Here is a 26,237-nt window from a genome sequence, read left to right as displayed (position 1 = left end):
TGCTAAAGCGGCCTGGACCGCCGCTGCAACTGCTGCCGCACATGGTGCAGCAGGCCATCACAGGCGTCTTCCACCAGGTCCAGCACCTCCTCAAAACCAGCGGCCCCGCCGTAGTACGGATCGGGCACCACGGGGCTGTCGAACCGTTGGCAGAACTCTGTCATTCGGCGCAACTTGCGGGCGTGTTCGGGTGGACAAAGGTCTTGCGCAAGGGCCAGGTTGTCCCAATCCATCGCCAGAACCAGATCGTGGCGTTCAAAGTCGTTGGCCAGCATCTGCCGAGCGCGCAGATCCGACAGGTCGTAGCCCCGTTGCGCCGCATGGCGTTGCGTCCGCTCGTCCGGTGCCTTGCCGGGGTGGTAGTTGTGGGTGCCTGCCGAGTCCACACGCACCTGGCTGGCCAAACCACTGTGAACCACCTTGTGCCGGAACACGCCGTGGGCCGTGGGGCTGCGGCAGATGTTGCCCATGCACACAAAAAGCACCGAGTAGGTAGCGACGCGGTCAGGCATCTCTGTGATCCCGACGATGTTCAGGCGGACATCACCACCGGGCCACCCTTGGCAATGCCGCGCTGGTACGCGGGGCGGGCCTCCATACGCTGCTTGTAGGCCAGAAGGTTGGGGCACGCACCGGCCTTGCTGGCGCGTGAGAGGGCAGCCTCCACCGCAAAGCTCATCTGAAAATCGGCCATGGTGAGGTGCTCGCCCGCAAACCAGCGGTGCGTGCCCAGGTGCTGCTCCATGAAGTCGAGCGCGGTGTTCACATTGGGGTCGATCAATTTCTCCTGCACCGTGCCGCACAGTGCCTTGGCGATGGGCTTGACGAAGAACGGCATGGGCTGGGTGGGGATGGTCATGAACACCAGCTTCATCACCAGCCAGTTCATGAGCGAGCCTTCGGCGTAGTGCATCCAGAAGCGGCACTGGCGGTACTCTGGCGTGCGCGGCGCCGGTTGCAGGTGGGCCAGGTCGCCGCCCGCCTGGGCTCCGTAGGTTTCCACCAGGTATTCGATGATCGCGCCCGACTCGGCGATGACTTCTTTGCCGTCGGTGATCACCGGTGATTTGCCCAGCGGGTGGATCTTCTTGAGTTCGGGCGGGGCCAGCTTGGTGGCCTTGTCGCGCTGGTAGATTTTCAGCTCGTAGGGAACACCCAGTTCTTCGAGCAGCCAGAGAACGCGCTGCGAGCGCGAGGTTTCGAGGTGGTGGACGGTGATCATGGGTGAATATTGGCACAGGTTGCCGGAGCAAGGCGCCACCGGCCGGGTGGTGTGAAAGCCCCAGAAAGCAAAAAGCCCTCTGGCGAGGGCTTTCTTGCAAGGAACCAACCGCAGTCGGCCCGTGGCGATCTGGCGATCAGCCGCCCTTCTTGGAGCGCTTGCCAGGGTTCTTCTTGCTGCGGGTTGCCACACCGCGTTCCAGGCTCACGCGCTGGCCACGGCCGGGAGTGGCCAGGGTGTAGCCGGGCACGGGCGTAGGGCGGGGGGTGCGCTTGCGGTCTGCTTCGGTGACGATCTTGTTGCCCATGGTAGGTCTCTGAGTTGGTGGAAAAAGGAGAGATTTTAGGCCACAGCCGGGTTGCCGGGCTTTCAAAGGTGTTTGGCAGGTGTTTTGTGGGTGCTCAGGCCGCCACAAAACCTGCGGCCACACCCGCCGCCACACCAGCGCCGTGGTCGGTGGACAGCGCTTGTGTGCAGTGGCGGGGCAACTCAAAACCCCGCGCGGCATCCTGAATGGCCATCGTACGGATCACGGGGGGCTTGGCCCACACGCCACCGAAGATGGTGGCAAAGGCCACATCGGCCGCATCCCTCCCCACCCCAAACCGCAGCAGGCCCATGGGGATCGCCGTGCCAGACGGGTCAAAGATGTACCAGCGGTCGCCCAGGTACACCTCCACATAGGCATGAAAGTCGGGGGGGCCCAGGGCCGGGTCAGCGCCGTAGTCGGTTCCGGTGGTGAAGCGGGCCGGGATGTTGATGGCGCGGCACAAGGCAATCATGAGGTGGGCGAAGTCACGGCACACGCCCACTTGCTCCACCAGCGTGTCCACCGCAGAGGTGTTGGAGTTGGAAGTGTTGGAGGTGAACGCCACGTGCCGCTGCACCCAGTCGCAGATCGCCTGCACGCGGCTGTGCCCTTGCCACAGCGCACCAAACTCGTTCGTCGCCAGGCGCAGCAGCCGGTCGGACTGGCAATACCGGCTGGGGTAGATGTAGCCCATTACCTCTTGCGGCAGGCGCCGCACCGGTACTTCTGCCAATTGGGAGGGGTCGATGCGGTAGTGGTTGATATCGACCGTGGCTGAATACGAAAGCTCAAGCGTGCCGGGCTCGCCATGCAGCCGCAGGTAGCGGTTGCCCGTGGCTGGATCGGTATGAATGTGGTGGGCAATGGGCTGGTTGATGACCAGGCGCTCTGCGCTTACCGACTGGTTGGGTGTCTGCGCCGCGTGAATGTTGAAGACAAAGTCGGCACCATGCTGGTCCACCTCGTAGCTCAGATCAATCTGCAGCTCCATGCGTACGCGGTCATGGCTTGGCTGGTCAGCAGGGACTGTGCTGACTTGCTGGGCGGGGTAGGGGGCAGGCCAGGTGGCAGCGTTGCGGGTATTTGACTGCGGGGGAGGGCTTTGGGTGTTTGCCATGGGCATGTCCTTCGTGCACCGCGTTCCGGGGCATCCGGCACAGCAGCGTGGCTTGAGGATAGTCCTTTCCCCCGCGCCCGATGTAGGCGAACGACCCGCCGCCGTGCCCGCCCGCTACCCATTCGCGGGAAGCCGCCAAGTCACCCCGTCAGGCGGGTATGGAAAGACGCGCCAGGACCTCGACGTTGCCACTGCGATTTGCCCGGAGAATCAGTCCTTCGCCCGAGCTGGTGTTGGTATTTGCCAGGTCGGACAGCACAAACATGTGGGTGAACCACACTTCGAAACGACCGGGCTGGGACGACGCTGTGGCCAGCGCTGTACGCAGTTCACGCAGGTGGGCAGCACCGGTGGTCTCCGGGCTACCCCGGGGCGACCCGAGTGCCGCCCAGACCTGCGGCGTACCAAAGGCGAGGGTGGCACTGTCCACGCAGCGGCACCAGGGGCTCGACAAAACCTTGCCCGGTTGCAGGTGGCGCTGCTGAAACCACGCCCCCACGCTGCGTGCCTGGGCGCGGCCTTCGTCGTTCAGGTTGCGCTGGGTGCTGCAGTCACCCAGGCGGAATCCGGGGGGATCAAACGTGCCGGGGGCCAGCGCGTGGCGGAAGGCGGCCACCACCCCGCCCTTGCGCAACAAGGCTTCGGCATTCGCGTCTTGCGCCGCCCAGCTGCGCAGGCTGGCAAACGCCAGCCCGGCGCCCAGCACCGCGCGACGGGCAATGCGGGGCTCAGGCGGCAGGCTGGAAGGCATAGCCATTGCCAGAAGCCGCCATGCGGCCAAACGCCGGGAACGGGAAGTGGAAGCCGCCCAGCATGGCATTGCTGGCGGTGATCCGCTGGAACACATCACGCCGCACCTTGCGCGCAGCCTCGGCATCCATGTCAAAGGTCACAGCCCAGTCGGGATTGCGTGCGAACAGTGCAGGCACGTTGGTCAGGTCCGCCACATAAAAGAACTTCTGGCCCGAGGATGTCAGCTCAAACAGCGTATGGCCTGGCGTGTGGCCATAGGCCGCCACAGACTTGATGCCCGGCGCCACTTCGGCATCGGCCGCAAACTGCACCAGCGTGTCTGCGGGCATGGTGGCAAAGGTGCGGCGCACGTTATCGAATGCACCCTTCATGCCTGCGGGCGCAGCTGCCATGCGGGCGTCGTCCATCCAGAACGCGTGTTCGGCGGCAGGCACCATCACCTTGGCCTTGGGGAAAACCAACTCACCGGCCTTGTTGCGGATGCCGTTGATGTGGTCGCCGTGGTAGTGGCTGATCAGCACGGTGTCGATGTCGGCTGCCTGCATGCCCGCCGCGCGCAGGCTGTCGAGCAGCTTGCCGGTGGTGGCGCCGCCAAACTCGCCCAAGCCGGTGTCAATGAGGATCTTGCGCGCGCCTGCCACCACCAGAAAGGGTGTGTAGGGCACGTCGATGTAGTCGGTGGGCAGTCCTTGCGATGCCAGCAGCGCACGCACCTCGGTCAGCGGCGCGTTCTTCACAAATTCCTCTCCCAGCGGGCGGCGCGTGATGCCATCGTTCAGCGCAATCACCTCCACATCGCCCACCTTCATGCGGCGAAAGCCGGGGCTGGGCAAGGTGGGGGTTCCGAAGTTGGGCGCGTTTTGGGCCCACACGGGGACAAACGAGCCCGCTGCGTAAACGGTGGTGGCCAGGCTTGCACCCAGGAAGTGGCGGCGTGACAGCATGAAACTCTCCGGTCTTGAGTTGAACTGAGGAGTCGCAACTGTAGCGATGCCCGAGAGATTGCCGCTTGCCGGCGCGCTAACCTGTTCGCAATGTGGGGCTTTTGCTGGTAATTGGGGCTATGGAGGCTATTCGATCGCGAAGGCGTCGCGCAACGCACCGCAAAAGTCAGCATTTCCGCTGATTGTCAAGGTGATCGTGGTCCGGGGTGGGGCGGGGTTGCCTGGCGCCGCACGCAGTTGCCCGGCGGGGTCATCAAACGTCAGCACCAGCGGTGTGCTGATCTCCTGCACGCCTTGCAGGTCGTAGTGCCATATGCCCCCATCTTCCGACGGGCCGCAGGCATCGGGCCAATGCTGGTGCGCCCAGACGAGCACGGCGCTGATCTCGGCATGTAATGCGGGAATCTGCGCGGGCTGCACGCTCGCCATGGCGTCAAACGTACCTACGCCGTCCGCGTCTTCGCTGTAGTCAAAATCCAGGTAGTTCAGGTTCATGGTGTCCGTTAAAGAGATGTCATGTCCAGGTACGGCCCAGCGCCTGGGCGGCTTCGCCCAGGCGGGTCACCTGCTGTAGCGCCTGCGCCAGCGGCATGCGTGCCGCCGGTGCTTGCAGGGCCACGGCGCAGCGTACCTGCCGCCGCCCGCTGCCCAGCACAGGCACAGCCACACAAACGAGACCGTCCACAAACTCTTCGGCATCTGTGGCGTAACCCTGCCGCAGGATCTGCTCCAGCTCTGCCTCCAGGGCGGTGCGGTCGGTCAAAGTGGTGGCCGTGTGGCGGGTCAGCGGCAGTCCGTCCAGGATCGCCGCCCGGCGCGCGGCCGACAGGTGGGCCAGAAACAGCTTGCCGCTGGCCGAGCAGTGGATGGGCACGCGCGTGCCGGGCCGCAGCTCCATGCGCAGCGGAAAGGCCGACTCCACGCGGTCCAGGTAGATCACCTCGGCGCCGCTGAGCGCCGTGAGGTTGCAGCTCTCGCCAATATCGGCCACCAGCTGGCGGAGCACCGCATGGCGCACGCCATGCTGGGTGCCCGCGCTGAGCGTGCTTTCGGCCAGGCGCAGCAGGCGGGGTGCGGGGGTGTAGCGGCGCCCATCGGGCTCGCGCGCCAGCAGGCCACCGTTTTCGAGCTGGCCCAGCATGCGGTGCACGCTGGGTTTGGGCCAGCCTGTGGCCTCGATGGCGTCCGCCAGGCTGAACGGGCGGCCATGGGCGCACATGATTTCCAGCAGTTCAAACAGGCGCAGGCTGGGGGATGAGTTGGTCATAAATCCCGGAATTCGAGACGAATCCATAAAACATTTCGGGATTATTGAGCATTGTGGCTAAGCTGCAAACCAACATTTCACGGGGTGCTCATGGCGGCGACTTTTCAGAACGCGGTACTCACAGGCGCTTGTGGTGGCTTGGGCCAGGCCCTGGCGCGGGAGCTGATCGGCCAGGGCGCTGCCGTGGCGCTGGTGGGGCTTCACTTGCCCACGTTGCGGGCACTGGCTGCGCTGGCGCCTGGGCGCTGCGCGGTGTACACGCCCGATGTGGCCGACAGCACCGCGATGCAGGCCATGGCGGCCGACTGGATGGCGCGCTCGGGCGCGGTGCCCAACCTCGTCATTGCCAACGCGGGCGTGGCAGGCGGCTTTGACACTGCCGAAGCCGGCGACCTCGCGGTGCTGCGCCGCATGCTGGAGATCAACCTGCTGGGCGCGGCCACCACCTTTCAGCCGTTTGTGAAAGCCATGCGCGCTCAGCGGCGCGGCGCCCTGGTGGGTGTGGCCAGCATTGCGGGCTGGCGCGGCATGCCGGGCAACGGTGCTTATTGCGCGAGCAAGGGCGGGCTCATCCGCTACCTGGAGAGCCTGCGTGCCGAGCTGCGCGGCGAATCCATTGTGGTCAGCACGGTGAGCCCTGGTTACCTTCGCACCGCGCTCACGGCGGGCAATCGTTTTGCCATGCCGGGCCTGATGGAGCCCGAAGCCGCTGCCCGGGCTCTGCTGGCGGGTGTCGCGCAAGGTCGTACCCACATCGTGCTGCCCGCGCGCATCGGCTGGCTGGCCCGCTTGCTGAACCTGTTGCCCGATGCCCTGCACGACCGCCTGCTGCTGGGCCAGCCGCGCAAGCCGCGCGTGGGCGAGGCGGGGGCCACGGCCATTCCGGGCCTGCCGTTGCCTGCAGAGACACCGATACACAAAGAAAGCAAAAACGCATGACAACGGAGACAACACCCACTGTGGCAGATACCCGCACCCAGATCGCCCTGATAGGCGCAGGCCCCAGTGGCCTGGCGGCTGCGCGCAACCTGCAAAAGCTGGGCCTGCCCTTCCAGGGCTTTGAAGCACACACCGACGTGGGCGGTTTGTGGAACATCGAGAACCCGCGCAGCACTGTCTACGAATCGGCACACCTCATCTCCAGCAAACACACCACGGAGTTCACCGAGTTCCCCATGCGCGCCGAGGTGGCCGACTACCCCAGTCACCGCGAGATGCGGCAGTACTTCATGGACTTTGCCGCGCACTTTAGTTTGCGTCCCTGCTACTGGTTTGGCACCCGCGTCTTGAAGGTGGAACCCGTGGGCGAGGGCGCAGCGCCGCTGTGGCGCATCACCTGGAGCCAGCACGGCGGACCCGCGCAGACCGCAGAGTTCAAGGGCGTGGTGATTGCCAATGGCACGCTGGCCGAGCCCAACATGCCGCGCTTTGAAGGCCAGTTTGATGGCGAACTGCTGCACACCAGCGCCTACAAAAGTGCGGAGTTGTTCAAAGGCAAACGCGTGTTGGTGGTGGGCGCGGGCAACTCGGGCTGCGACATAGCCGTGGATGCGGTGCATTACGCGCGCAGCGTGGATCTGTCGGTGCGGCGCGGCTACTACTTCGTCCCCAAATACGTGTTCGGCCAGCCCGCCGACACGCTGGGGGGCAAGTTCAAGATGCCGCCATGGCTCAAGCAGAAGATCGACAGCGTGGTGCTGCAGTGGTTTACCGGCGACCCGGCGCGCTTTGGCCTGCCCAAGCCCGACTACAAGATGTACGAATCGCACCCCGTGGTGAACTCGCTGGTGCTGCACCACCTGGGTCACGGCGACATCCATGTGAAGCCCGATATTGCGCGCCTGCAGGGCCACACCGTGTTCTTCAAGGACGGTAGCGCGCAAGACTACGACCTGGTGCTCTGCGCCACCGGCTACAAGCTGCACTACCCTTTTATCGACCACAGCCTGCTCAACTGGAACGGCATGGCGCCGCAGCTGTACCTCAACATCCTGTCGCCGCGCTTCGACAACCTGGCGGTGATGGGGATGATCGAGGCCAGCGGCATCGGCTGGCAGGGCCGCTACGAGCAAGCGGAGCTGGTAGCGCGCTTTTTCAAGGCGCAGTCAGAAGGATCACCGCGCGCCGAGGCCCTGCGGCAGGCCAAGGCCGGGCCTCCACCCGATCTGTCGGGTGGCTTCAAGTACCTGAAGCTCGAACGCATGGCGTACTACGTCCACAAGGACACCTACCGCAACGCGGTGCGGGCCGCGGCCGCTGCCCTGGCATGAAAGCCCCCCTGAGGCGCTGCGCGCCTTCCCCTCGCTCTCGCAGCGCTGCGCACTGCGGGCAAGGGGACGACGCCCTCGCTGCGGGGCGGCCCTTGCTCGGCGTCCCGCGCTGTCGCTGCGACAGTCTCGTGCGTTGCGCGTTGCGCAATACGCGGTGAAGAACTGAACTCAAAGGTTATCTATGCTGCCCGTCGACGAAATACGCCTCAACTTCAACCCTGCATCGCTCGTGGCGCTCAATGTGGTGCTGGGTTTTCTCATGTTCGGCATCGCGCTCGATACGCGCGTGGCCGACTTCAAGCGCGTGCTGCGCATGCCCGGAGCCATGGCAGTGGGCATTGCGGCGCAGTTCATCGTGCTGCCTGCCGTGACCTTTGTGCTCACGCTGCTGCTCCAGCCCGGCCCCAGCATTGCGCTGGGCATGATCCTGGTGGCCTGCTGCCCGCCGGGCAATGTGAGCAACATCCTCACGCACCGCGCAGGCGGCAATGTGGCGCTGTCGGTGTCGATGACGGCGATCTCCAACGCGCTCGCGATTGTGCTCATGCCGCTCAACTTCGCGTTCTGGGGCGGTTTGCACCCCACGGCGGCGCCGCTGTTGCGCAGCATTGCGCTCGACCCGCTGGAGATGGCGGGGCACATCGTCGCCATCATCGGGCTGCCGTTTGCGCTGGGCATTCTGTGTGCGGAGAAGCTGCCGCGTTTCACGCAGCGGGTGAACAAGCCCGTGCGCATCCTCAGCTTTGTCTGCCTGATCGGTTTCATCGTCGGGGCCGTGGCGGGCAACTGGCGCTACTTCCTTGACTACGTGGGGCTGGTGCTGCTGGCCGTGGTGTTGCATGACGCGCTGGCCTTTGGCACTGGCTATGCCTGCGCACGGCTCAGCGGCTTGTCGGACTACGACCGGCGCGCGGTGAGCATTGAGGTGGGCATCCGCAACGCGGGCCTGGGCCTGGTGCTGATCTTCAGTTTTTTTGGAGGTCTGGGGGGCATGGCCGTGGTGGCGGGTGTCTGGGGCTTCTGGGACATCATTGCCGGCTTGGCGCTGGCGGGTTGGTGGGGCCGCAGACCTGCGGGGGTGCCGCTGGGGGCTTCGGCCAAGGAGCACGGCGCATGACGGCTTGTTCATTGGCAACGCGCCGCATCCTGGTGACCGGGGCCGACGGTTTTCTGGGTCGGGGTGTAGTGGCCGCCCTTGCGCGCGAGGGTGTGCATACGCTGGTGGCGGCCGATGTGCGCGAGGTGCCTGCCGAGCGCCGCCTGCTTGGCGTGATCTATCTGGTGCAGGACGTGCGTGACCCCGCGCTGGCGCAGACGCTCGCCGACCATGCCATCGACAGCGTGGTGCACCTGGCCTCCATCGTCACTCCGGGCAAAGGATCCAACCGCGAATTCGAATACTCCGTGGATGTGCTGGGCAGCCAGAATGTGCTCGATGCCTGCGTGGCCACGGGTGTCAAGCACATCGTCGTCAGCTCCAGCGGGGCCGCGTATGGTTACCACGCCGACAACCCCGCCTGGCTGCGCGAGACCGATGCGCTGCGCGGCAATGAGGTTTTTGCCTATGCCCACCACAAGCGGCTGGTGGAAGAGATGCTGGCGCAGTACCGCGCGGACCACCCCGCGCTGGCGCAGACGGTGCTGCGCATCGGCACCATCCTGGGCGAGCGGGTGGACAACCAGATCACCGCGCTGTTCGACAAACGCCGCCTGCTGGCCATCCGTGGCAGCGAGAGCCCGTTTGTTTTCATCTGGGACGAGGACGTGACCGGCGCCATCCTGCATGCGTTGCGCACGCAGCGCGCTGGCTGTTTCAACCTGGCGGGCGATGGTGCGCTGCCGCTGCGCGAGATCGCCCGGCGCCTGGGTAAACCGGTGCTGGAGTTGCCTGCGGGCCTGCTGCGTGCCGCGCTGGCGGTGGGCTCCGCGCTGGGCCTGAGCCGCTACGGGCCAGAGCAGCTGGATTTTCTGCGTTACCGCCCCGTGCTGCTCAATGCCGCGCTCAAGGAGGTGCTGGGTTACGTGCCTGGCAAGACCAGCGCAGAGGCGTTCGAAGCCTTTGTGGCTGCCCGGGCGCGCCAAGGGCGGCCGGTGGCTGCGGCTGCGGCGGTGGCTGCATGACGGCGCTGGCACTGAGCCGTGGCGACTTGCTGCGCGCGCTGGCCGTGGTGGTCATCTGGGGGCTGAACTTTGTGGTGATGAAGCTGGGCTTGCAGGGGCTCAGCCCCATGCTGCTGGGTGCCCTGCGTTTCACTGCGGCATCCTTGCCGTTTCTGCTGTTCGTGCCCCGCCCATCGATGCCCTGGCGCTTTGTGGTGGGCTACGGGCTGGCGCAGGGGCTGGGGCAGTTCGGCTTTCTGTTCCTGGGGCTGCAGCTGGGCATGACGGCGGGCATGGCCTCGGTGGTCATGCAGACGCAGGCGTTTTTTACGCTGCTGCTGGCTGCACCGCTGCTGGGTGAGCGCGCCAAACCCTGGCAGTGGTGGGGTCTGCTGCTGGCGTTTGGCGGGCTCATGACCATTGGTCTTGCCCATGGAGAAGGGCCCGGGCAGATGACGCTGGCCGGTTTTGTGCTCACCCTCGGCGCGGCCTTCATGTGGGCGGTGTCCAACCTGGTGGCACGCCGCGCTGCGCAGGCAGGGGCTTACGCGCCGTTTCCGTTCATCGTGTGGAGCAGCGTGGTGCCCATCGTTCCGTTCTTTGCGCTGGCGGTGTGGACCGAAGGCGCCAGCGGTGTCGTGGCGCAATTGCAGGCGGTGGACGGCAGGGCTTTGCTCGCAGTGCTTTACCTCGCATTGCTGGCCACCTTGCTGGCCTACACGCTGTGGACGCAGCTGCTGCAACGCCACGCGGCCGGGCGGGTGACGCCGTTTTCGCTGCTGGTGCCGGTGGTGGGGCTGTGGGCTGCCTACTTCTTTTTGGGCGAAACGCCCTTGCCGCTGCAGTGGGCGGGCGCAGCCGCAGTGTTGTGTGGCCTGTTGGTCAACCAGACCGGTGGCTGGCTGTGGGCACGGTGGTGGCGCAAAGCCGAGACCCACTCGACCGCTCTCTAGAATCCTGGACCGGCGCAGGCTTGTACGGAATGTCCTGCGCAACAAACCCAAGGAAGCAGGATGTCTGAGAACGTGGTGTTGCAGGTGGAGGGGCTGTGTTTCGCCTATCCCGAATGTGGGGTGCTCAACCAGTGGTCGGTGGCGCTGCCCGCAGGCCTGGCGCTGGTGCGTGGCGACGAAAGCAGTGGCAAGACCACGCTGCTGCGCCTGCTGGCGGGTGAACTCACGGCGCAGGCCGGGCGCATCACGCTGCAGGGTGTGCGCCTGAGCGACACGCCCAAGGCCTTTGCGCAAATGGTGTTCTGGGTTGATCCCCGTGCTGGCGACCTGGACAAGCTCACCGCCCGTGGCTGGCTGGACAGCCTGCCCGCGCACTACCCGCTGTGGGATGCCGCAGCGCTGGTAACGCACATTGAAGGCTTCACGCTGCACGAGCATCTGGACAAGCCGTTCTATGCGCTGTCCACCGGCAGCAAACGCAAGGTGCTCATGGCCGGGGCGCTGGCCTCGGGCGCGCCGCTGACCTTGATCGACGAGCCTGTGGGCGGGCTGGACAAGCCGTCGGCCACCTACCTGGGCCGCGCCCTGGCGCAGGTGGCGGGCCAGCCCGGGCGGGTGGTGGTCGTGGCGCATTACGAGGCTTTGCCCGGCGTGCCCTGGGGCACGGTGGTGGAACTGAACGGTTGAGTGGTGTCCGGGGCACCGAGCGCCTGCGCCTTCCGCCCCCGCTTGTTTTAGACTGGGCCGCTATCGGGTGTTTTCCCGTTCTCTGAAGGACTGTTCCATGGACGCGCTTCTTTTTGCCCCGGTGGCGGTTGCCATTGCGCTCACGCCCGGCCCCAACAATTTCTGTGGCCTCAACAACGGCATTCGCGCGGGGATTGGTGCGGCCATGGTGGCGACGCTGGGGCGGGTGGCTGCGTTCGCGATTTTCCTGACGGTGTCTGCGGTGGGCCTGGGGGCCATGCTGCTGGCGTCCGAGGCGGCCTTCACGGCCGTGAAGTGGGTAGGGGCCTGCTACCTGTTCTGGCTGGGCTGGCGCGCGTGGCGCAGCCGTGAGTTCAGCGGGCTGGATGTGGTGGATGGCGCAGACGGAGGTGCGGTCAAAGCGGGCGGTGCACCGGTGCGCCTGCAGTCGCTCATCGCGCAGGAGTTCTTGCTGGGCATCACCAATCCCAAGGCCATCATCCTGTTTGCAGCGGTCTTTCCGCAGTTCATCGACCCCGGCCAGCCGGCCCTGCGCCAGTTTGTGGTGCTGGGGGCGGTGTACCTGGGGGCTGAGTTTGTCTCTACGGCGGTTTATGCGGCGGGGGGGCGGCAGATCCGCCGGTTTATCCGCACCTCGCGGGGTGTGGTGCGTCTCAACAAGGCCACCGGGGGGTTCTTCATGGGGGCGGGTGGCCTGCTGCTGGCCACCAATCGGTAAACACGTTCTAAGAACCCTCGGGGACTACATCGCCTTGAAAAGGTGCGCGTAAAGGCGGCTCACGGGCAGCTTCTCGGTGCGGCCCGCCAGCTCCAGATGCAGCTTGCCCGCCTCGTCGCGCGTCACCGTGGTGATGGCGCTGGCGCGCACCAGGGTGCTGCGATGGATCTGCCAGAACACCTGCGTATCCAGCTGGCTCGTCAGCTCCTTGAGCGGCGTGCGGATCAGGTACTCGCGCGCCGCAGTCAGCACCCGCACGTATTTGTCGGCCGCTTCAAAGTACAGCACGTCGGCCACCGGCACCATGTGGATCTGGCTGCCGCTGCTGGCCTGGATGAGGGTGAGGGGGGCGGTGCTGCTTGGTGCCGCTGCAGCGGATGGCGAGGCAATGCCGGGCGCTGCCAGCAGGTGGCGCAGCTGCTCCATGGTTGCTTCTAAATTGATAGCTGGTTGCGCTTTATTCATAAGCGCTAGCTGCAGTTTTTGCACTGTTTTTTGCAGCCGGGCCGCCTGCACGGGCTTGAGCAGGTAGTCCACAGCCTGGGCTTCAAACGCTTGCACGGCGTACTGGTCGTAGGCCGTCACGAATACGAGTGCGGGAAACGGTTTGTCGTCGGGCCAGGCGTCGGCCAGTTCCACGGCGGCATCCAGCCCGCTTTGGCCCGGCATGCGGATGTCAAAGAAGAGCACGTCGGGGAGCAGGGCCAGCGCCTGCCTGACGGCCGACAGGCCGTCGCCCACGGTCGCGGCGATCTGCAGCGCGGGCCAGGCGCGGGCCAGCTCCTGCTGCAGTGCGGCAGCCAGCAGGTGTTCATCCTCGGCAATCAGGGCGCGGGGGGCGGGCTGGTTCATGGGCTTGGAGCGGATTTCAAAGGAAAAACGACGCTAGCGCTTGTCCCACCTGCGCTAGCAGCTATCAAATCAAGAGTGCCTGATGCGCCGTGCAAGGTGGCCAGGCGTTCACGCACCTGGGTCAGGCCAAAGCTCTGGCCGGGACCCGGCGTGGGCAGGGTGCCGGGCAGGCCCACGCCGGTGTCGTTGACCTCGATCAGCAGCAGCGGGCCATTGGCGCCCGGGCGCGTGCTGGCACGCACGGTGATGTGGCCGCCTTCCACCTGGGGCTCCAGGCCGTGGCGTATGGCGTTTTCCACCAGGGGCTGCAGCAGCAGTGGCGGTACGGGCACATCCCGCAGTGCCTCGGGCAGGTCCAGCGTGTAGGCCATGCGCGGGCCCATGCGCACCGCCATCAGCTCCAGGTAGTCGCGCAGGCGGTCAAACTCGTTGGACAGCGGGTGCTGGGTGCTGCGCGACGCGGTGAGCGTGGCGCGCAGGTAGGCAATCATGCGGTCCAGCATCTCTTGCGCACGCGCGGGGTCTGTGCCGATCAGCACGCGCAGGTTGGCCAGCGTGTTGAACAGCATGTGCGGTTCGAGCTGGGTTTCCAGTAGCTTCAGGCGCGCCTCGCTCGCGTGCATGCGCGCCTCGGCCATCTTGTCTTCCAGATACGCCGATTTGTGGATGGCGTAGAAGTAGTAGCTGCCCACCAGCCCGGCAATGGCCGTGATGAGAATGGATGTGCGCTGGTCAGACCCGGTAGTGGACGTGCCCGGTGGGTAGAAGTGAAAGTAGTACACGCACAAGGCGTTGGCCAGCGCTGTGCCTGCCACGTACCCCACAACGATGCCCCCCGCCACCAGTGCCATGCCCTGCCACCCATGCGGCCAGCCCGTTTCGGCGGCAGACGGTATCAATTCGCGCCCCAGGTCGATCACGGCCCAGGTGAAGGTGCCGATCAGTATCGAATACACCACCGGCGGCCCGTAGGGCTTGTCGGGCATGAAGGCATATTGGATAGTCGCAACGACCAGGGTAAAGGCGAGCACCTGAAGGAAGTGCCGCAGCTTGCTGATGCCGTTGAAGGGGCGTCGCAGCATCATGGCCGGTGCTGATCTTGCTGCTTTTGGGCTTGTTCGCGCTGCAGGGCTTCGCGCTCGCGCTGCACCATGCGTTCGCGCAGGCCGTCGCCGCTGCCCAGCAGGAACACCGACACCCCATGCAGCACCAGCCCCAGGCCCCAGCCCAGCAGTGGATAGATCGACCAGGGGCGCGTACCGAATGCGTAGCGCGACATGGCAAAGAGCAGCGCGTTCACCAGCACGAACGCTGCAGCGTGCACGTACCAACCCAGCTTGGCGCTGGCGCGCCGGCGGGCCAGCGTTTCGATTTCTTCGGGGCTAAGAGGGGAGGTCATGGCGGGGCGGTCGGGGGTGAAAAGCTCGGGGCGCTGCAGGGATTCTAGGGGCGGGCTACGCCGGGCAGGCGTGGCGCGCCACCGTGGCCACAGCCTGGGCGTCCAGCGTCAGCCCCATGTGGTTCACGCCGGGCACCAGGGTCACGGGCACAGGCTTGCCCGACTGGGCAAACAGATCGGCAAAGCGGTCGGCGTAAAAAAGCTCATCGTCCTGCCCGGCCACGATGCAGACCGTGCCCCGGGCATTGCGGATGTCGGCCTGGTAGTCGTCGTGGGGGCGAAAGTTGGTGGCCACCGTGTACGAATAGCGGGGCGTGAGCAGCTCGCGGGCTACGTCGTTGAGGGCAAAGCTCAGCACGGGCAGGTGGTTCCACCGGGTGATGCCGATCTGATTGAGCAGCGTGATGGCAACCATGCGGGGCAGGCCCACCGACACCCAGCCGCCGCTGTCAGGCCGCGATGTGGGGGCGTTGTGGTGCAAAAAAGGCGAAAGCAGCACATAGCGGTCGAACAGGTCCTGCCGCGCGCTGCCCGCAAACCGCAGCGCAAACCCGCCGCCTGCCGAAAACCCCATCAGCGTTTGCGGGCCAGCGTGCGGCACGGCGCGCAGAAAGTCCTCGATGTCGTCTTCCATCTGGCCGATGTACGCGGCCTGGCCCCTGGGGCCGGACGCGCCGTGCCCCCGCATGTCCAGGGAAGCCACGGCATAGCCCTCAGCCGCCAGCGCCTGTGCCAGCACGTGGTTGGACTGCCCGCGTGCGGAAGACCCATGCACCAATACCACCCGGCGCTGTGGTGTGGCTGCTGTTGCCGGACTGAGGCTGTAGCCATGCCACGCCAGTGAAGTACCGTCGCGCGCTGTGTAACGCTGGGCTGGTGGAACACCGCCGTAGTCCACGCCCTTGAACGGATTGTTGATGCTGGACAGCGGCGGGATGTCGTGGGGGCCGCCCCAGGCGATGGCGGCAGCAAGTCCGGCAAGCCCCAGGGTCAGCAAGGCGGCAGCGATGAACAAGGGGTACCGGCTGCGGGGCCGCAATCTGGAGGTTTGCGTCATGGTGGCGAGCAGGCCAAGGGTGGCGGCAGAGATGAGGAGCATGGGGGCGTGTGACGCAGGATGGCCGCGTTAGGGCACTGGTTGAAAGGGGTGCAAGGGTTGCAGGTGCTGGGCGAAGAACGCCACTATGCGTGCATCCACCTCGGGCAGCACCTTGCGGTCAAAGCCGGGCGGGTCGCCCAGCAGCGCGGTCTGCACGTCGCTCAGCAGGTGCAGCGGTGGCATGGGCGACAGCATGGCGCCGTGGCTGGCGTCCGGCAGGTGGGCTACGTGGGTGCAGCGGTCCTGGCAGGCCGTGAGCACGGCGTCACTGTGAAAGCGCGGTACCTGGTTCACATCCATGCCCGCAGTCACCAGCCCCAGCGCGATGCTTGGGGTGGCAAGGGTTGTCATGTCAAAGTCGGCCGCAAAGGGCACGCTGGCCACGGCGGCTTGTATGCGGGGGTCCTGGTGTGTGTAGGCGGTTTCATCGCCAAAGCGGTGCCGTATCACGGTCAGTGCAAACCACTTCTTCAGGCCATCCAGCAGGTTGCCGTGCAAACGGGTGATGAACCCGACACAGGAGGAAAAATCATCGGCAATGTGGGCCTCGCAGTGCTGACGAAAGCGAGCGGGCGACCACGCGCCGCCCGCCAGCGTCAACGCCGTGTGGCCACCGGCGGAACCACCGAAGACCCCCACCTTGTCCAGGGTGAGCAACGGGGCCAGGCGGTTGTCCTGGGCCACGGCGTCGATGGCGCGGGAGACCTCGGCGGGGCGGCGCTTCCAGCTCTCGGGGCCGGGGGTGGAAGGGTCTTTGGAGTTGTCTCCCGCATGTTCGGGCAATGCCACGACAAAACCTGCGGCCACCATTGCACGTGCCAGATCGGTGTGGACCCACGGATTGCCGCCCGAACCGTGTGTGATGACCATCAGGCGGCCGTTGCCCCGCACGGGGCTGCCCTGCCAGGCCAGCTGAAGCTGGAAGGGGCCGCGCTGCACAGGTTCGTCGGCACTGCTGCTGGGGTAGAACACCGTGACGGGGCCATCCCCCAGCAAGCCGGGCAATTCCATCAGCCCCGTGCCCGCCTGGGAGGCGGTGGCCGCACCCCATGTCGCGAGTGTCAGCAGGGCCAGGGTCAGTCGTCGGAGCATCTTCATGGGATTTCTTTCGTGCGGAAGGCGGGTGTAGACGGGTTCAAGGACGTTGCCCCTGCTGCGCCAGACGGTCGCGTTCGGCCTGCACCATGCGCTCATGCAGCCCGCCGCCAGCAATCAGGAACACCACCGCCCCATGCACCACCAGGCCGATGCCCCATCCCAGCGCGGGGTACACCGCCCAGTGCCGCCCGCTGGCGGCCGACAGGGTGATCAGCAACAGGTTGACCAGCAGATAGACGCCGGCGTGCATGTACCAGCCGAGTTTGGCCCCGGCGCGTTTGCGGGCCAGGCGTTCGATGGGGTCTTCGGTGGGGTGGACGTAGTGCATGGTGATGTCTCCAGACAAGGTGAGTCAGTTCGATGGGAGGGCAGGGTTCTGGCGGGGCTCAGGCGCCCACGGGGGACGCGCCGTAGACCACGCTTTGCTGCGCCAGGCGCCACATCCGCAGGGCCCGGGCGGCGAACAGGCCGTTGAACACCCCATAAAGGGCCGAGATCTGCAGCGCGAAGGTGCCGTCCCGTGCCAGGGTGGGTTGCATGGCCAGCTCCACCCCGACGAAATACTTGGTCAGGAAGATGCCAACGATCAGCGCGAGCGGCATGGCGCTGCCCGGAATGTAAAAACTGCGCGACGGGGCGCTGTAGAGCGTGCCGGAGGGTGCCGTGGGCTGGAACCACAGGGCCAGCGCCGTGGTCGCCGTGGCGGCTGCCAGCCAGAGACCCACCGCCTGTACGCCGGAGGAGGCAGAACCGCCGAATGCCGACAGCAGGCCTGCCACCGAGAAGGCGGCCATGCCCAGCGGCATGAGCTGGGTTCGCAGCAGGCTGGCGCTGCGGTCGCGCAGCTGGCTGGCGCCCAGCCCCACCAGGCCGGCCAGCATGCCCCATACCCAGTAGGGGGTGTGACTGATGACCTGGAGCATTGCTTGGGGTTGGTGAACAATCAAATTGAGCAGCATGGGGATCTCCTGAGTGGAAAGGGCAGATGGAGAGGGAACGGCAGGGTCAGATCACGCCCAGTGCCGACCAGAGCGAATGGCCGAGAAAGCGATCAGGCAGCAGAGTGAAGCCACCGGCCACCACGCAGGCGCCGATGTAGACGCGCTGCATGGTTTTGCGATGCCCGTCGATGTTGCGCCGGGCCAGGAAGACAAAAGACAGCACCAGCATCCCCAGCGTGACCGGTATCAGCAGGTGGATCAGCCCGAAGCTGCCCCAGCGCGGGCCCGGACCCCCACTGATGAAAATGGCCGACACGGCTGTGGCCACCATCAGGGTTACCCAGGCATACCCGGCGGCGCGGTGCAGGCGCGGGCGTTGGGTGGCACCCTTGCGGGCCCACAGGGCGATGGGGCCGATGGCGGTCGCGGCGAGCGCTGCGGCGAGGTGGATGGCGATGACGGGGGTGAGTTGCATGGTGTGGCTCCGGGCTCGTTCTTCAATGGAGCGGACTGTGCCGACACCGCCCCGCCGCTGCCAGCGGCTTGCGACGAAATGCGCCAGGGCCGCCGCGAAATGCAGGAACGCGGCGTGACTTGCGGGGCATTTTTGGTGGTCGGCCCGTTGGTGGATGCGTCTTCCCTACGAATTGCTTTGACCCCAAGGTTTACTTTTCTTCGCACAGCGTTCAAAGCAACGCGTGAACTGAGCCTCTACGATCCGGTACGGTTGGCCGTGCTGACACCCGCCCAGCACGCACCCTGAGAACACGAATCAAGACCGCCATGAACCCCCAAGAAGTCAACGCGCCCCCGCCATCGGCCATTCCTCCCGCTCCCCCCGGCAAACCGCCACGCCGATCCCGATGGGTAGGAAGCCTGCTGGCGCTGGTGTTGGTGGGGCTGGTAGGAGGGGCGGCGTGGTATCTCATCCAGCGGGCCAATGGTGAATCCAGCGGCGGTCCGGGCTTTCCGGGGGGCGGGCGCCCCATGGTCACGGTGGGGGATGCCGTGGTGCGCAAGGCTGAACTGCCGGTGATCATCGATGCGCTGGGCACCGTGATCCCCGCCACCACGGTCACGCTGCGGCCCCAGGTGTCGGGCATGCTGACCCAGGTGCTGTTCACCGAGGGGCAGATGGTCAAAAAAGGGCAGTTGCTGGCGCAGATCGACCCCCGCCCCTTCGAGCAGGCGCTGATGCAGGCCCAGGGCACCCGCCAGCGCGACGAGGCGCAGCTGGAGAACGCGCGCCTCACGCTGGAGCGCTACCGCACCTTGCTGTCGCAAGACTCCATCGCCCGCCAGGACGTGGACACGCAGGCCGCGCTGGTCAAACAGCTCGAAGGCACGGTGATGACCGACAAGGCCCAGGAGGGCACGGCGCGCCTGAACCTGGACTACACCCGCATCACCGCGCCCGCGTCGGGGCGCATCGGTCTTCGCACCGTGGATGCGGGCAACTACGTGACCTCGGGCGACACGGCGGGCCTGGCCACCATCACGCAGGTGGCACCCATCGACGTACAGTTCTCCGTGCCGCAGGACCGCGTGGCTGACATCCAGGCAGCGCAGGGCGCAGCGGACGCCCTGGCCGTGACGGCGCTGGACCGCACGCGCAAGGCCGAACTCGACAAGGGCCGGTTTTCGACGCTGGACAACCAGGTGGACACCACCACCGGCACCGTCAAGGCCAAGGCGCGGTTCGAGAACGCGGCGGGTGCACTGTTTCCCAACCAGTTTGTGAACGTGCAACTGCTGCTGCGCAACGTGCCCGCGCTGGTGGTGCCGGTGACCGCCGTGCGCACCGGCGCCAATGGCGACTACGTCTATGTCATCAACGAAGACCGCACGGTGTCGCTGCGCAAGGTCAAGCGCGGTCAGGCCACGGTGGGGCTGATGGCGATCACCGAAGGCCTGAAGGAAGGCGAACGTGTGGTGACCGAGGGCGGGGACCGCTTGCAGGATGGCATGGCCGTGCAGCTGCCGGGTGCGCAGGCCGCCCGTGCACCGCGTGCGGGGGCCAGCGGGCCGCGAGGGGAGCGTGGAGAAGGTGGCCAGCGCCGCCAGCGTCCTCCTCAGAATCCCTGAGCGCGACACGACAACATGAGTCCTTCACGTCCATTCATTGAAAGGCCCGTGGCCACTGCGCTGCTGATGATTGCCATCGTGCTGGCAGGGCTGGTGGGGTTCCGCTTTCTGCCGCTGTCGGCCTTGCCCGAGGTGGACTACCCCACCATCCAGGTGCAGACCCTGTACCCGGGGGCCAGCCCCGAGGTCATGAGCCGCACGGTGAGTGCGCCGCTGGAGCGCCAGTTTGGCCAGATGCCCGGGCTTACGCGCATGGCGTCCACCAGCGCCTCGGGGGTGTCCATCATCACGCTGCAGTTTGGCCTGGGGCTGGCGCTGGATGTGGCCGAGCAGGAGGTGCAGGCGGCCATCAACGCGGGCAATTCGCTGCTGCCCGCAGACCTGCCCGCACCGCCGGTGTACGCCAAGGTGAACCCTGCCGACGCGCCGGTGCTCACGCTGGCCATCAGCTCTGACACGCTGCCGCTCACCGAAGTGCAGAACCTGGTGAACACGCGCCTGGCGCAGAAGATCAGCCAGGTTTCCGGTGTGGGGCTGGTGTCGCTGGCGGGCGGGCAGCGGCCCGCGGTGCGCATCCAGGCAGACACCAAGGCGCTGGCGTCGTACGGCATTGGCCTCGATACCCTGCGCACGGCCATCACGTCGGCCAACGCCAACAGTGCCAAGGGCAGTTTTGACGGCCCGCAGCGCTCGTACACCATCAATGCCAACGACCAGTTGCTGACGGTGGACGACTACAAGAACCTCATCGTGTCGTGGCGCAACGGCGCGCCGGTGCGCATGCTGGAGGTGGCGCGTGTGGTGGAGAGTGCGGAGAACAACCGGCTGGGCGCGTGGGCGGGGGTCAACGACCTCCAGAGCGCGGCGCCGGGCCGCCCCAAGCAAGCGAGCGCCCCCCCGGGGGGCAGCGAACCACACGAAGTGGGGAGCGTGGGGGCTTCCATCACTCCAGCGATCATCCTCAACGTGCAGCGCCAGCCGGGCGCCAACGTGATCGCCACGGTGGACAACATCAAGAAGCTGCTGCCCGAGCTGCAGGCGGGCCTGCCCGCATCGCTCAAGGTGCAGGTGCTGTCGGACCGCACCACGGGCATCCGGGGCTCGGTCCACCATGTGGAGCTGGAACTGGTGCTGGCCGTGCTCATGGTGGTGCTGGTGATCTTCTTCTTTCTGCACAGCCTGCGCGCCACGGTGATTGCCAGCCTGGCCGTGCCCATTTCGCTCATTGGCACCTGCGGCGTGATGTACCTGCTGGGCTACAGCCTCAACAACCTGAGCCTGATGGCACTGACGATTGCCACCGGCTTTGTAGTGGACGATGCCATCGTGATGATCGAGAACATCGCGCGCTACCTGGAGGAGGGCGAGCCGCCGTTCCAGGCGGCGCTCAAGGGCGCGACGCAGATTGGCTTCACCATCATCTCGCTCACGGTGTCGCTGATCGCGGTGCTGATCCCGCTGCTCTTCATGAGCGATGTGGTCGGCCGGCTCTTTCGCGAGTTCGCGGTCACGCTGGCCATCACCATTCTCATCTCGGGCGTGGTGTCGCTCACCCTTGTGCCCATGATGGCTGCGCGCTGGCTGCGCGCCGAACCTGCGGGTGGCCCGAAGGGCGTCGCGGGCCGTATCAACCGGGGTTTCGAGCGGGTGATTGGCGGCTATGACCGCTGGCTGCAGTGGGTGCTGCGCCACCAGGGCGCCACGCTGGTGGTGGCGGTGATGACGCTGGCCCTCACGGCGCTCTTGTATGTGGTGATCCCGAAGGGGCTTTTTCCCACGCAGGACACCGGGCAACTGCAGGCGCGCGTCGAGGCGTCGCAGGATGTCTCGTACGCCCGCATGAGTGAACTCCAGCAAGCCGCCGTACGCGCCATCTTGCAAGACCCCGATGTGTTGTCGCTCAGCTCGTTTGTGGGTGTGGATGCGGCCAACAACACCATGCTCAACGCCGGGCGCATGCTGATCAATCTCAAGCCTGACCGCGACGGGCAGGAAGCCATCATGCAGCGCCTGCGCGAGCGTGTGCGGTCGGTGGCGGGTGTCACGCTGTACCTTCAGCCCACGCAGGATCTGACGATCGATGCGGAAACCGGCCCCACCGAGTACCGTGTGTCAATTGGCGGTGTGGATGCCGCGCAGGTCAACGACTGGACCCGCAAGCTCGCCGAGCGACTGCAGCGCGAGCCCAAGGTGCGCAACGCCACAACCGATGCGGGCGCGCAGGGCCTGTCGGCCTTTGTGGACATTGACCGCAACACGGCATCCCGCCTGTCGGTCACGGCCAGCAGCGTGGACGACACGCTCTACAGTGCGTTTGGCCAGCGCATCGTGTCCACCATCTTCACCGAGACCAACCAGTACCGCGTGATCCTGGAAGCCCAGCAGGAAGGCATGAACACGCCCGAGGCCCTGGGCACCTTGCAGCTGCGCACAGGCTCCGGCACGCCCACGCCGCTGGCGGCTGTGGCCACCATCCGCGAGCAACTGGCGCCGCTGCAGATCACGCGCGTGGCCCAGTACCCGGCGGCAACGTTGGGGTTTGACAAGGCCGAGGGTGTTTCCTTGGGTAGCGCGGTGGACGCCATCCGCGCTGCCGCCAAGGAGATCGGCATGCCGCAGGGCTTGTCGATGGAGTTCCTGGGGGCTGCCGGGGCTTACGAAAAATCGTTGTCGAGCCAGCTGTGGCTCATTCTGGCGGCCATGGTGTGCGTGTACATCGTGCTCGGCGTGCTGTACGAGAGCTATATCCACCCGGTCACGATCCTCTCCACCCTGCCTTCCGCCGGGGTGGGGGCGCTGCTGGCGCTCATGGTGTCGGGCAACGACCTGGGGGTGATCGGCATCATCGGCATCATCCTGCTGATCGGCATCGTCAAGAAGAACGCGATCATGATGATCGACTTCGCCATCGACGCCGAGCGCCACCAGGGCATGGGGCCGCAGCAGGCCATCCACCAGGCCGCGCTGCTGCGCTTTCGCCCCATTCTCATGACCACGCTGGCGGCGCTGTTTGCCGCGCTGCCGCTGATGCTGGGATGGGGCGAGGGGGCGGAACTGCGCCGCCCCCTGGGGCTGGCGATTTTTGGCGGCCTGATCCTGAGCCAGATGCTCACCCTTTTCACCACGCCGGTGATCTATCTGGCGTTTGACCGGCTGGGCCGCCGCTGGACGGGCCGGGGCACGGCGGCGGCGCCGGTCCAGGCCGGGGAGGTGTCGTGAATCTCTCGCGCCCCTTCGTCGAGCGGCCGGTCGCCACCGTGCTGCTGACCATTGGCGTGGCCCTGGCGGGGATCGCCGCATTTTTTGTGCTGCCCGTATCGCCTTTGCCGCAGGTGGACTATCCGGCCATTTCGGTCTCGGCCAGCCTGGCGGGCGCCAGCCCCGAAACCATGGCCACCAGCGTGGCCACCCCTCTGGAGCGGCGGCTGGGGGTGATTGCCGGGGTCAACGAAATGACCTCGACCAGCTCCAACGGATCGGCGCGTGTGAGCCTGCAGTTCGACCTGAACCGCAATATCGACGCGGCCGCGCGCGAGGTGCAGGCCGCCATCAACGCGGCGCGGGCCGACCTGCCCGCCACGCTGCGCAGCAACCCCACGTACCGCAAGCGCAACTCGGCGGCATCACCCGTCATCATCCTGGCGCTGACCTCCAAGACGCGCACGCCGGGTGAGATCTACGATGCCGTCTCCAACGTGGTGAGCCAGCGCCTGTCGCAGGTGGACGGTGTGGGCGAGGTGGAGATTGGCGGCGGCTCGCTGCCCGCCGTGCGGGTGGAGCTGCTGCCCTTTGCGCTCAACCGCTACGGCATCAGCACCGAAGACGTGCGCGCTGCCATCCAGGCCTCCAACGCCAACCGGCCCAAGGGCGCCATCGAAGGCGACGGGCGTCGCCTGCAGATCTACACGCCATCGCCAGCGCGCAAGGCGGCCGAGTACGAATCGCTCATCGTCGCCTGGCGCAACAATGCCGCCGTGCGGCTGGGGGATGTGGCGCGCGTGGTGGACGGGGTGGAAAACCGCCGCACCGTGGGGCTGTTCAATGGTGACCCCGCCATCATCGTGCTGGTCACGCGCCAGCCGGGTGCGAACATCATCGAAACGGTGGATGCCGTGCGCGCGCTGTTGCCCGACCTGCAGGCCCAGCTGCCGCAGGACATCCAGGTGGCCGTGGCGTCCGACAGCACCAACTCCATCCGTTCGTCCCTGCATGAGATTGAGCTGACGCTGATGGTGTCCATTGCCCTCGTGGTGCTGGTGGTGGGCCTCTTCCTGCGCAAGGCGCGGGCCACGGTGATCCCGGCGGTGGCCACTGTGGTGTCGCTGCTGGGAACCTTCGGCGTGATGTACTTCCTGGGCTTCAGCCTCAACAACCTGAGCCTGATGGCGCTGACCGTGGCCACAGGTTTTGTGGTGGACGACGCGATCGTAGTGCTGGAGAACACCATGCGGCACATCGAGGCCGGCATGGACCGCATGCAGGCCGCGCTGCAGGGTGCGCGGGAGGTGGGCTTCACCGTGCTGTCGATCAGCCTGTCGCTGGTGGCGGTGTTCATTCCGCTCTTGTTCATGGACGGCCAGGTGGGGCGGCTGTTCCGCGAATTCGCCATCACGTTGTCAGCGGCGGTGATGATTTCGCTGGTGATCTCGCTCACCACCACGCCCATGATGTGTGCGTGGCTGCTGCGGGCGCACGACCCGGCCAGCGACAAGCCCCCGTCGCGCCTGGCGCGGTGGGCAGAGCGCGGCTACCAGGGCGTGCTGCGCGGGTATGGACACAGCCTGGACTGGGCCCTGGCCAGCAAAAGCCTGGTGGTGCTCATCCTGCTGGCGGTGATCGGGCTCAACGTGTACTTGTTCGCAAAGATCCCTAAAGGGTACTTCCCCGAGCAGGACAACGGCCAGCTCAACGCGGGCCTCAGGGCCGACCAGAGCATTTCGTCCGAAGCCCTGGCGCGCAAGCTGCGCCAGGCCGTGGAGATCATCCGCAAGGACCCAGCGGTGGACACCGTCGTCGGCTTCTCGGGTGGCAGCCGGGCCGGGGGTGGGTTCATGTTTGTGAACCTCAAGCCTTTGAAGCAGCGCACGGACAGCACACCGGCCGTCATTGCGCGGCTGCGGCCGCAGCTCAACCAGATCACCGGCCTCAGGGTGTTTCTGAACCCCGTGCAGGACCTGCGCATGGGCGGTCGCTCCAGCAACTCCACCTACCAGTACACGCTCAAGAGCGACAACATGGCTGACCTCAAGCAATGGGCGGGCAAGCTGGCCGACCGGCTCAAGGACGAAAGCCTGCTCAAGGACGTGGACACCGACCAGGCGGAAAACGGCGTGGAGACCTATGTGGAGGTGGACCGCGACAGCGCTTCGCGCCTGGGCGTGAGCGCCTCGGCCATCGACAACGCGCTGTACAACGCCTTCGGCCAGCGTTCGGTGGCTACGATCTATGGCGAACTCAACCAGTACGCCGTCATCATGGAGTGGGCGCCGGAGTACACCCGGGGCCCGCCGGCCCTGAAAGATATCTACGTGGCCAGCAACCCGACCGGTGCCACGGGGACGGCCGCCAACCCGGGCCAGCGCGGTGCGTCCACGGGCAATGTCATCAGCATTGCGGCATCGACCATGGTGCCGCTGAGCGCCGTGGCGCGCGTGGTGGAGCGGGCGTCACCCACGTCCATCAGCCACCAGGATGGCGAGCTGGCCACTACCATCTCGTTCAACATCGACCCCGGAACCTCGCTGGCGCAGGCGCGCCAGGTCATCGAGCAGGCCGAGGCCGACATTGCCATGCCCACCAACGTGCGCGGCAGCTTCCAGGGCACGGCGCTCAGCGCCCAGCAGTCGCAGGGGCAACAGCTGTTCCTGATCCTCACCGCCATCGTGGTGATCTACATCGTGCTGGGTGTTCTGTATGAAAGCCTGATCCACCCGATCACGGTGCTGACCACGCTGCCGTCGGCGGGGGTGGGCGCCGTGCTGGCGCTACTGCTGTTCAACATGCAGTTCACCATCATTGCGCTCATCGGCGTGTTCCTGCTGATCGGCATCGTCAAGAAGAACGCGATCATGATCATCGACTTTGCGCTGGACGCCGAGCGCGCGCGCGGGCTCACGGCCCTGGAGGCCGTGCGCGAAGCCTGCCTGCTGCGGTTTCGCCCCATCCTGATGACCACGATGGCTGCTGCACTGGGCGCACTGCCGCTGGCCATCGGCTTCGGCCAGGGCTCGGAGCTGCGCCAGCCGCTGGGCGTGGCGATCATCGGCGGGCTCATCGCGAGCCAGTTGCTCACCTTGCTGACGACGCCGGTGGTCTATGTGCTGCTCGACAAGCTGCGCAAGCCCGCACCCAACGAACAACAACTGAGCCGCGCCGGAGCCCCCGGTGCCGCTGTCTGATTG

Annotated in this window: 26 protein-coding genes; 10 read left to right on the top strand and 16 right to left on the bottom strand. The window is 66.2% G+C overall.

All coding sequences use genetic code 11. From position 1 onward, the window contains the following. Positions 1-2 precede the first annotated feature (2 nt). The 8 genes from C8C93_RS12930 to C8C93_RS12900 form a co-directional block, all read right to left on the bottom strand. The gene (locus tag C8C93_RS12930) at positions 3-512 is read right to left on the bottom strand and encodes a low molecular weight protein-tyrosine-phosphatase (protein WP_121507166.1); all 510 of its coding nucleotides are present in this window, start codon (positions 510-512) and stop codon (positions 3-5) included. Positions 513-532: 20 nt separating this feature from the next. After that, positions 533-1,222, bottom strand: coding sequence for a glutathione S-transferase family protein (locus C8C93_RS12925; RefSeq protein WP_121507165.1), 690 nt, complete (start codon positions 1,220-1,222; stop codon positions 533-535). A gap of 136 nt (positions 1,223-1,358) precedes the next feature. Next, a complete protein-coding gene (locus C8C93_RS25245; protein ID WP_162995995.1) occupies positions 1,359-1,529 on the bottom strand; it encodes a hypothetical protein in 171 nt (56 codons plus the stop codon). Positions 1,530-1,623: 94 nt separating this feature from the next. Next, on the bottom strand, positions 1,624-2,523 hold the full coding sequence (locus tag C8C93_RS12920; protein WP_121507164.1) for a transglutaminase family protein: 900 nt from the start codon (positions 2,521-2,523) through the stop codon (positions 1,624-1,626). Positions 2,524-2,797: 274 nt separating this feature from the next. After that, positions 2,798-3,400 carry a histidine phosphatase family protein gene (locus C8C93_RS12915; RefSeq protein WP_121507163.1) on the bottom strand — a complete coding sequence of 201 codons (603 nt, stop codon included), beginning with the start codon at positions 3,398-3,400 and terminating at the stop codon, positions 2,798-2,800. After that, entirely contained in the window at positions 3,378-4,346 is a 969-nt protein-coding gene (locus C8C93_RS12910) for an MBL fold metallo-hydrolase (protein WP_121507162.1), read from the bottom strand. Before C8C93_RS12910 ends, C8C93_RS12915 begins: the two co-directional genes overlap by 23 nt. A gap of 126 nt (positions 4,347-4,472) precedes the next feature. Then, the gene (locus C8C93_RS12905; RefSeq protein ID WP_121507161.1) at positions 4,473-4,841 is read right to left on the bottom strand and encodes a hypothetical protein; all 369 of its coding nucleotides are present in this window, start codon (positions 4,839-4,841) and stop codon (positions 4,473-4,475) included. Between the two features lie 19 nt (positions 4,842-4,860). Continuing rightward, a complete protein-coding gene (locus C8C93_RS12900) occupies positions 4,861-5,613 on the bottom strand; it encodes an IclR family transcriptional regulator (RefSeq protein WP_121507160.1) in 753 nt (250 codons plus the stop codon). A gap of 90 nt (positions 5,614-5,703) precedes the next feature. On the opposite strand from C8C93_RS12900, the gene C8C93_RS12895 reads away from it, so the two are divergent. The 7 genes from C8C93_RS12895 to C8C93_RS12860 all read left to right on the top strand — a co-directional run bounded on the left by C8C93_RS12895 (position 5,704) and on the right by C8C93_RS12860 (position 12,362). Then, positions 5,704-6,552: an SDR family oxidoreductase gene (locus tag C8C93_RS12895; protein WP_121507159.1), complete on the top strand. Its 849-nt coding sequence runs from the start codon at positions 5,704-5,706 to the stop codon at positions 6,550-6,552. Continuing rightward, entirely contained in the window at positions 6,549-7,883 is a 1,335-nt protein-coding gene (locus C8C93_RS12890; RefSeq protein WP_121507158.1) for an NAD(P)/FAD-dependent oxidoreductase, read from the top strand. Before C8C93_RS12895 ends, C8C93_RS12890 begins: the two co-directional genes overlap by 4 nt. A 181-nt stretch (positions 7,884-8,064) precedes the next feature. After that, positions 8,065-9,000: a bile acid:sodium symporter family protein gene (locus C8C93_RS12880; protein WP_121507157.1), complete on the top strand. Its 936-nt coding sequence runs from the start codon at positions 8,065-8,067 to the stop codon at positions 8,998-9,000. Further along, complete coding sequence (locus C8C93_RS12875) at positions 8,997-10,004, top strand: NAD-dependent epimerase/dehydratase family protein (RefSeq protein ID WP_121507156.1); 1,008 nt, start codon at positions 8,997-8,999, stop codon at positions 10,002-10,004. Before C8C93_RS12880 ends, C8C93_RS12875 begins: the two co-directional genes overlap by 4 nt. Further along, positions 10,001-10,936 (top strand): EamA family transporter, encoded by a 936-nt coding sequence (locus C8C93_RS12870; RefSeq protein ID WP_121507155.1) that lies wholly within the window; start codon positions 10,001-10,003, stop codon positions 10,934-10,936. Before C8C93_RS12875 ends, C8C93_RS12870 begins: the two co-directional genes overlap by 4 nt. Before the next feature lie 60 nt (positions 10,937-10,996). Continuing rightward, positions 10,997-11,623, top strand: a complete 627-nt coding sequence (locus C8C93_RS12865) for an ATP-binding cassette domain-containing protein (protein ID WP_121507154.1) — start codon at positions 10,997-10,999, stop codon at positions 11,621-11,623. 97 nt (positions 11,624-11,720) lie between these two features. Continuing rightward, the gene (locus tag C8C93_RS12860) at positions 11,721-12,362 is read left to right on the top strand and encodes a LysE family translocator (protein WP_055396280.1); all 642 of its coding nucleotides are present in this window, start codon (positions 11,721-11,723) and stop codon (positions 12,360-12,362) included. Positions 12,363-12,386: 24 nt separating this feature from the next. Here C8C93_RS12860 and C8C93_RS12855 read toward each other — a convergent pair whose 3' ends face one another. From C8C93_RS12855 to C8C93_RS12820, 8 genes are read right to left on the bottom strand one after another with little or no spacing between them, the layout of a single operon-like run. After that, entirely contained in the window at positions 12,387-13,214 is an 828-nt protein-coding gene (locus C8C93_RS12855) for a LytTR family DNA-binding domain-containing protein (RefSeq protein ID WP_055396282.1), read from the bottom strand. Continuing rightward, positions 13,211-14,299: a sensor histidine kinase gene (locus C8C93_RS12850; protein ID WP_121507153.1), complete on the bottom strand. Its 1,089-nt coding sequence runs from the start codon at positions 14,297-14,299 to the stop codon at positions 13,211-13,213. The genes C8C93_RS12855 and C8C93_RS12850 overlap by 4 nt, the downstream gene beginning before the upstream one ends. Then, entirely contained in the window at positions 14,296-14,613 is a 318-nt protein-coding gene (locus tag C8C93_RS12845) for a 2TM domain-containing protein (RefSeq protein ID WP_121419361.1), read from the bottom strand. Before C8C93_RS12845 ends, C8C93_RS12850 begins: the two co-directional genes overlap by 4 nt. 55 nt (positions 14,614-14,668) lie before the next feature. Beyond that, positions 14,669-15,712 (bottom strand): alpha/beta hydrolase, encoded by a 1,044-nt coding sequence (locus C8C93_RS12840; protein ID WP_121507152.1) that lies wholly within the window; start codon positions 15,710-15,712, stop codon positions 14,669-14,671. Between the two features lie 27 nt (positions 15,713-15,739). After that, entirely contained in the window at positions 15,740-16,804 is a 1,065-nt protein-coding gene (locus C8C93_RS12835; protein ID WP_370110832.1) for an alpha/beta hydrolase family protein, read from the bottom strand. A gap of 43 nt (positions 16,805-16,847) precedes the next feature. Beyond that, a complete protein-coding gene (locus C8C93_RS12830; protein WP_121507150.1) occupies positions 16,848-17,138 on the bottom strand; it encodes a 2TM domain-containing protein in 291 nt (96 codons plus the stop codon). Between the two features lie 58 nt (positions 17,139-17,196). After that, positions 17,197-17,769 (bottom strand): DUF6622 family protein, encoded by a 573-nt coding sequence (locus C8C93_RS12825; protein WP_121507149.1) that lies wholly within the window; start codon positions 17,767-17,769, stop codon positions 17,197-17,199. Positions 17,770-17,815: 46 nt separating this feature from the next. Continuing rightward, complete coding sequence (locus C8C93_RS12820) at positions 17,816-18,226, bottom strand: DUF2306 domain-containing protein (RefSeq protein WP_121419366.1); 411 nt, start codon at positions 18,224-18,226, stop codon at positions 17,816-17,818. 308 nt (positions 18,227-18,534) lie between these two features. Between C8C93_RS12820 and C8C93_RS12815 the strand changes: the two genes are divergently transcribed. Genes C8C93_RS12815 through C8C93_RS12805 form a run of 3 tightly spaced genes read left to right on the top strand, consistent with a single transcriptional unit; the run spans position 18,535 to position 26,234 of the window. Further along, positions 18,535-19,836, top strand: a complete 1,302-nt coding sequence (locus C8C93_RS12815) for an efflux RND transporter periplasmic adaptor subunit (RefSeq protein ID WP_174240365.1) — start codon at positions 18,535-18,537, stop codon at positions 19,834-19,836. A gap of 15 nt (positions 19,837-19,851) precedes the next feature. Next, positions 19,852-23,055 (top strand): efflux RND transporter permease subunit, encoded by a 3,204-nt coding sequence (locus C8C93_RS12810; RefSeq protein ID WP_121507148.1) that lies wholly within the window; start codon positions 19,852-19,854, stop codon positions 23,053-23,055. Then, positions 23,052-26,234: an efflux RND transporter permease subunit gene (locus C8C93_RS12805; RefSeq protein ID WP_121507147.1), complete on the top strand. Its 3,183-nt coding sequence runs from the start codon at positions 23,052-23,054 to the stop codon at positions 26,232-26,234. Before C8C93_RS12810 ends, C8C93_RS12805 begins: the two co-directional genes overlap by 4 nt. Positions 26,235-26,237 lie beyond the last annotated feature (3 nt).

This window comes from Acidovorax sp. 93 (assembly GCF_003633835.1).
Taxonomy (GTDB): Bacteria; Pseudomonadota; Gammaproteobacteria; order Burkholderiales; family Burkholderiaceae_C; genus Acidovorax; species Acidovorax facilis.
The sequence above is the reverse complement of the archived record's forward strand: the minus strand, read 5'-3'. Positions and strand labels throughout refer to the sequence as shown.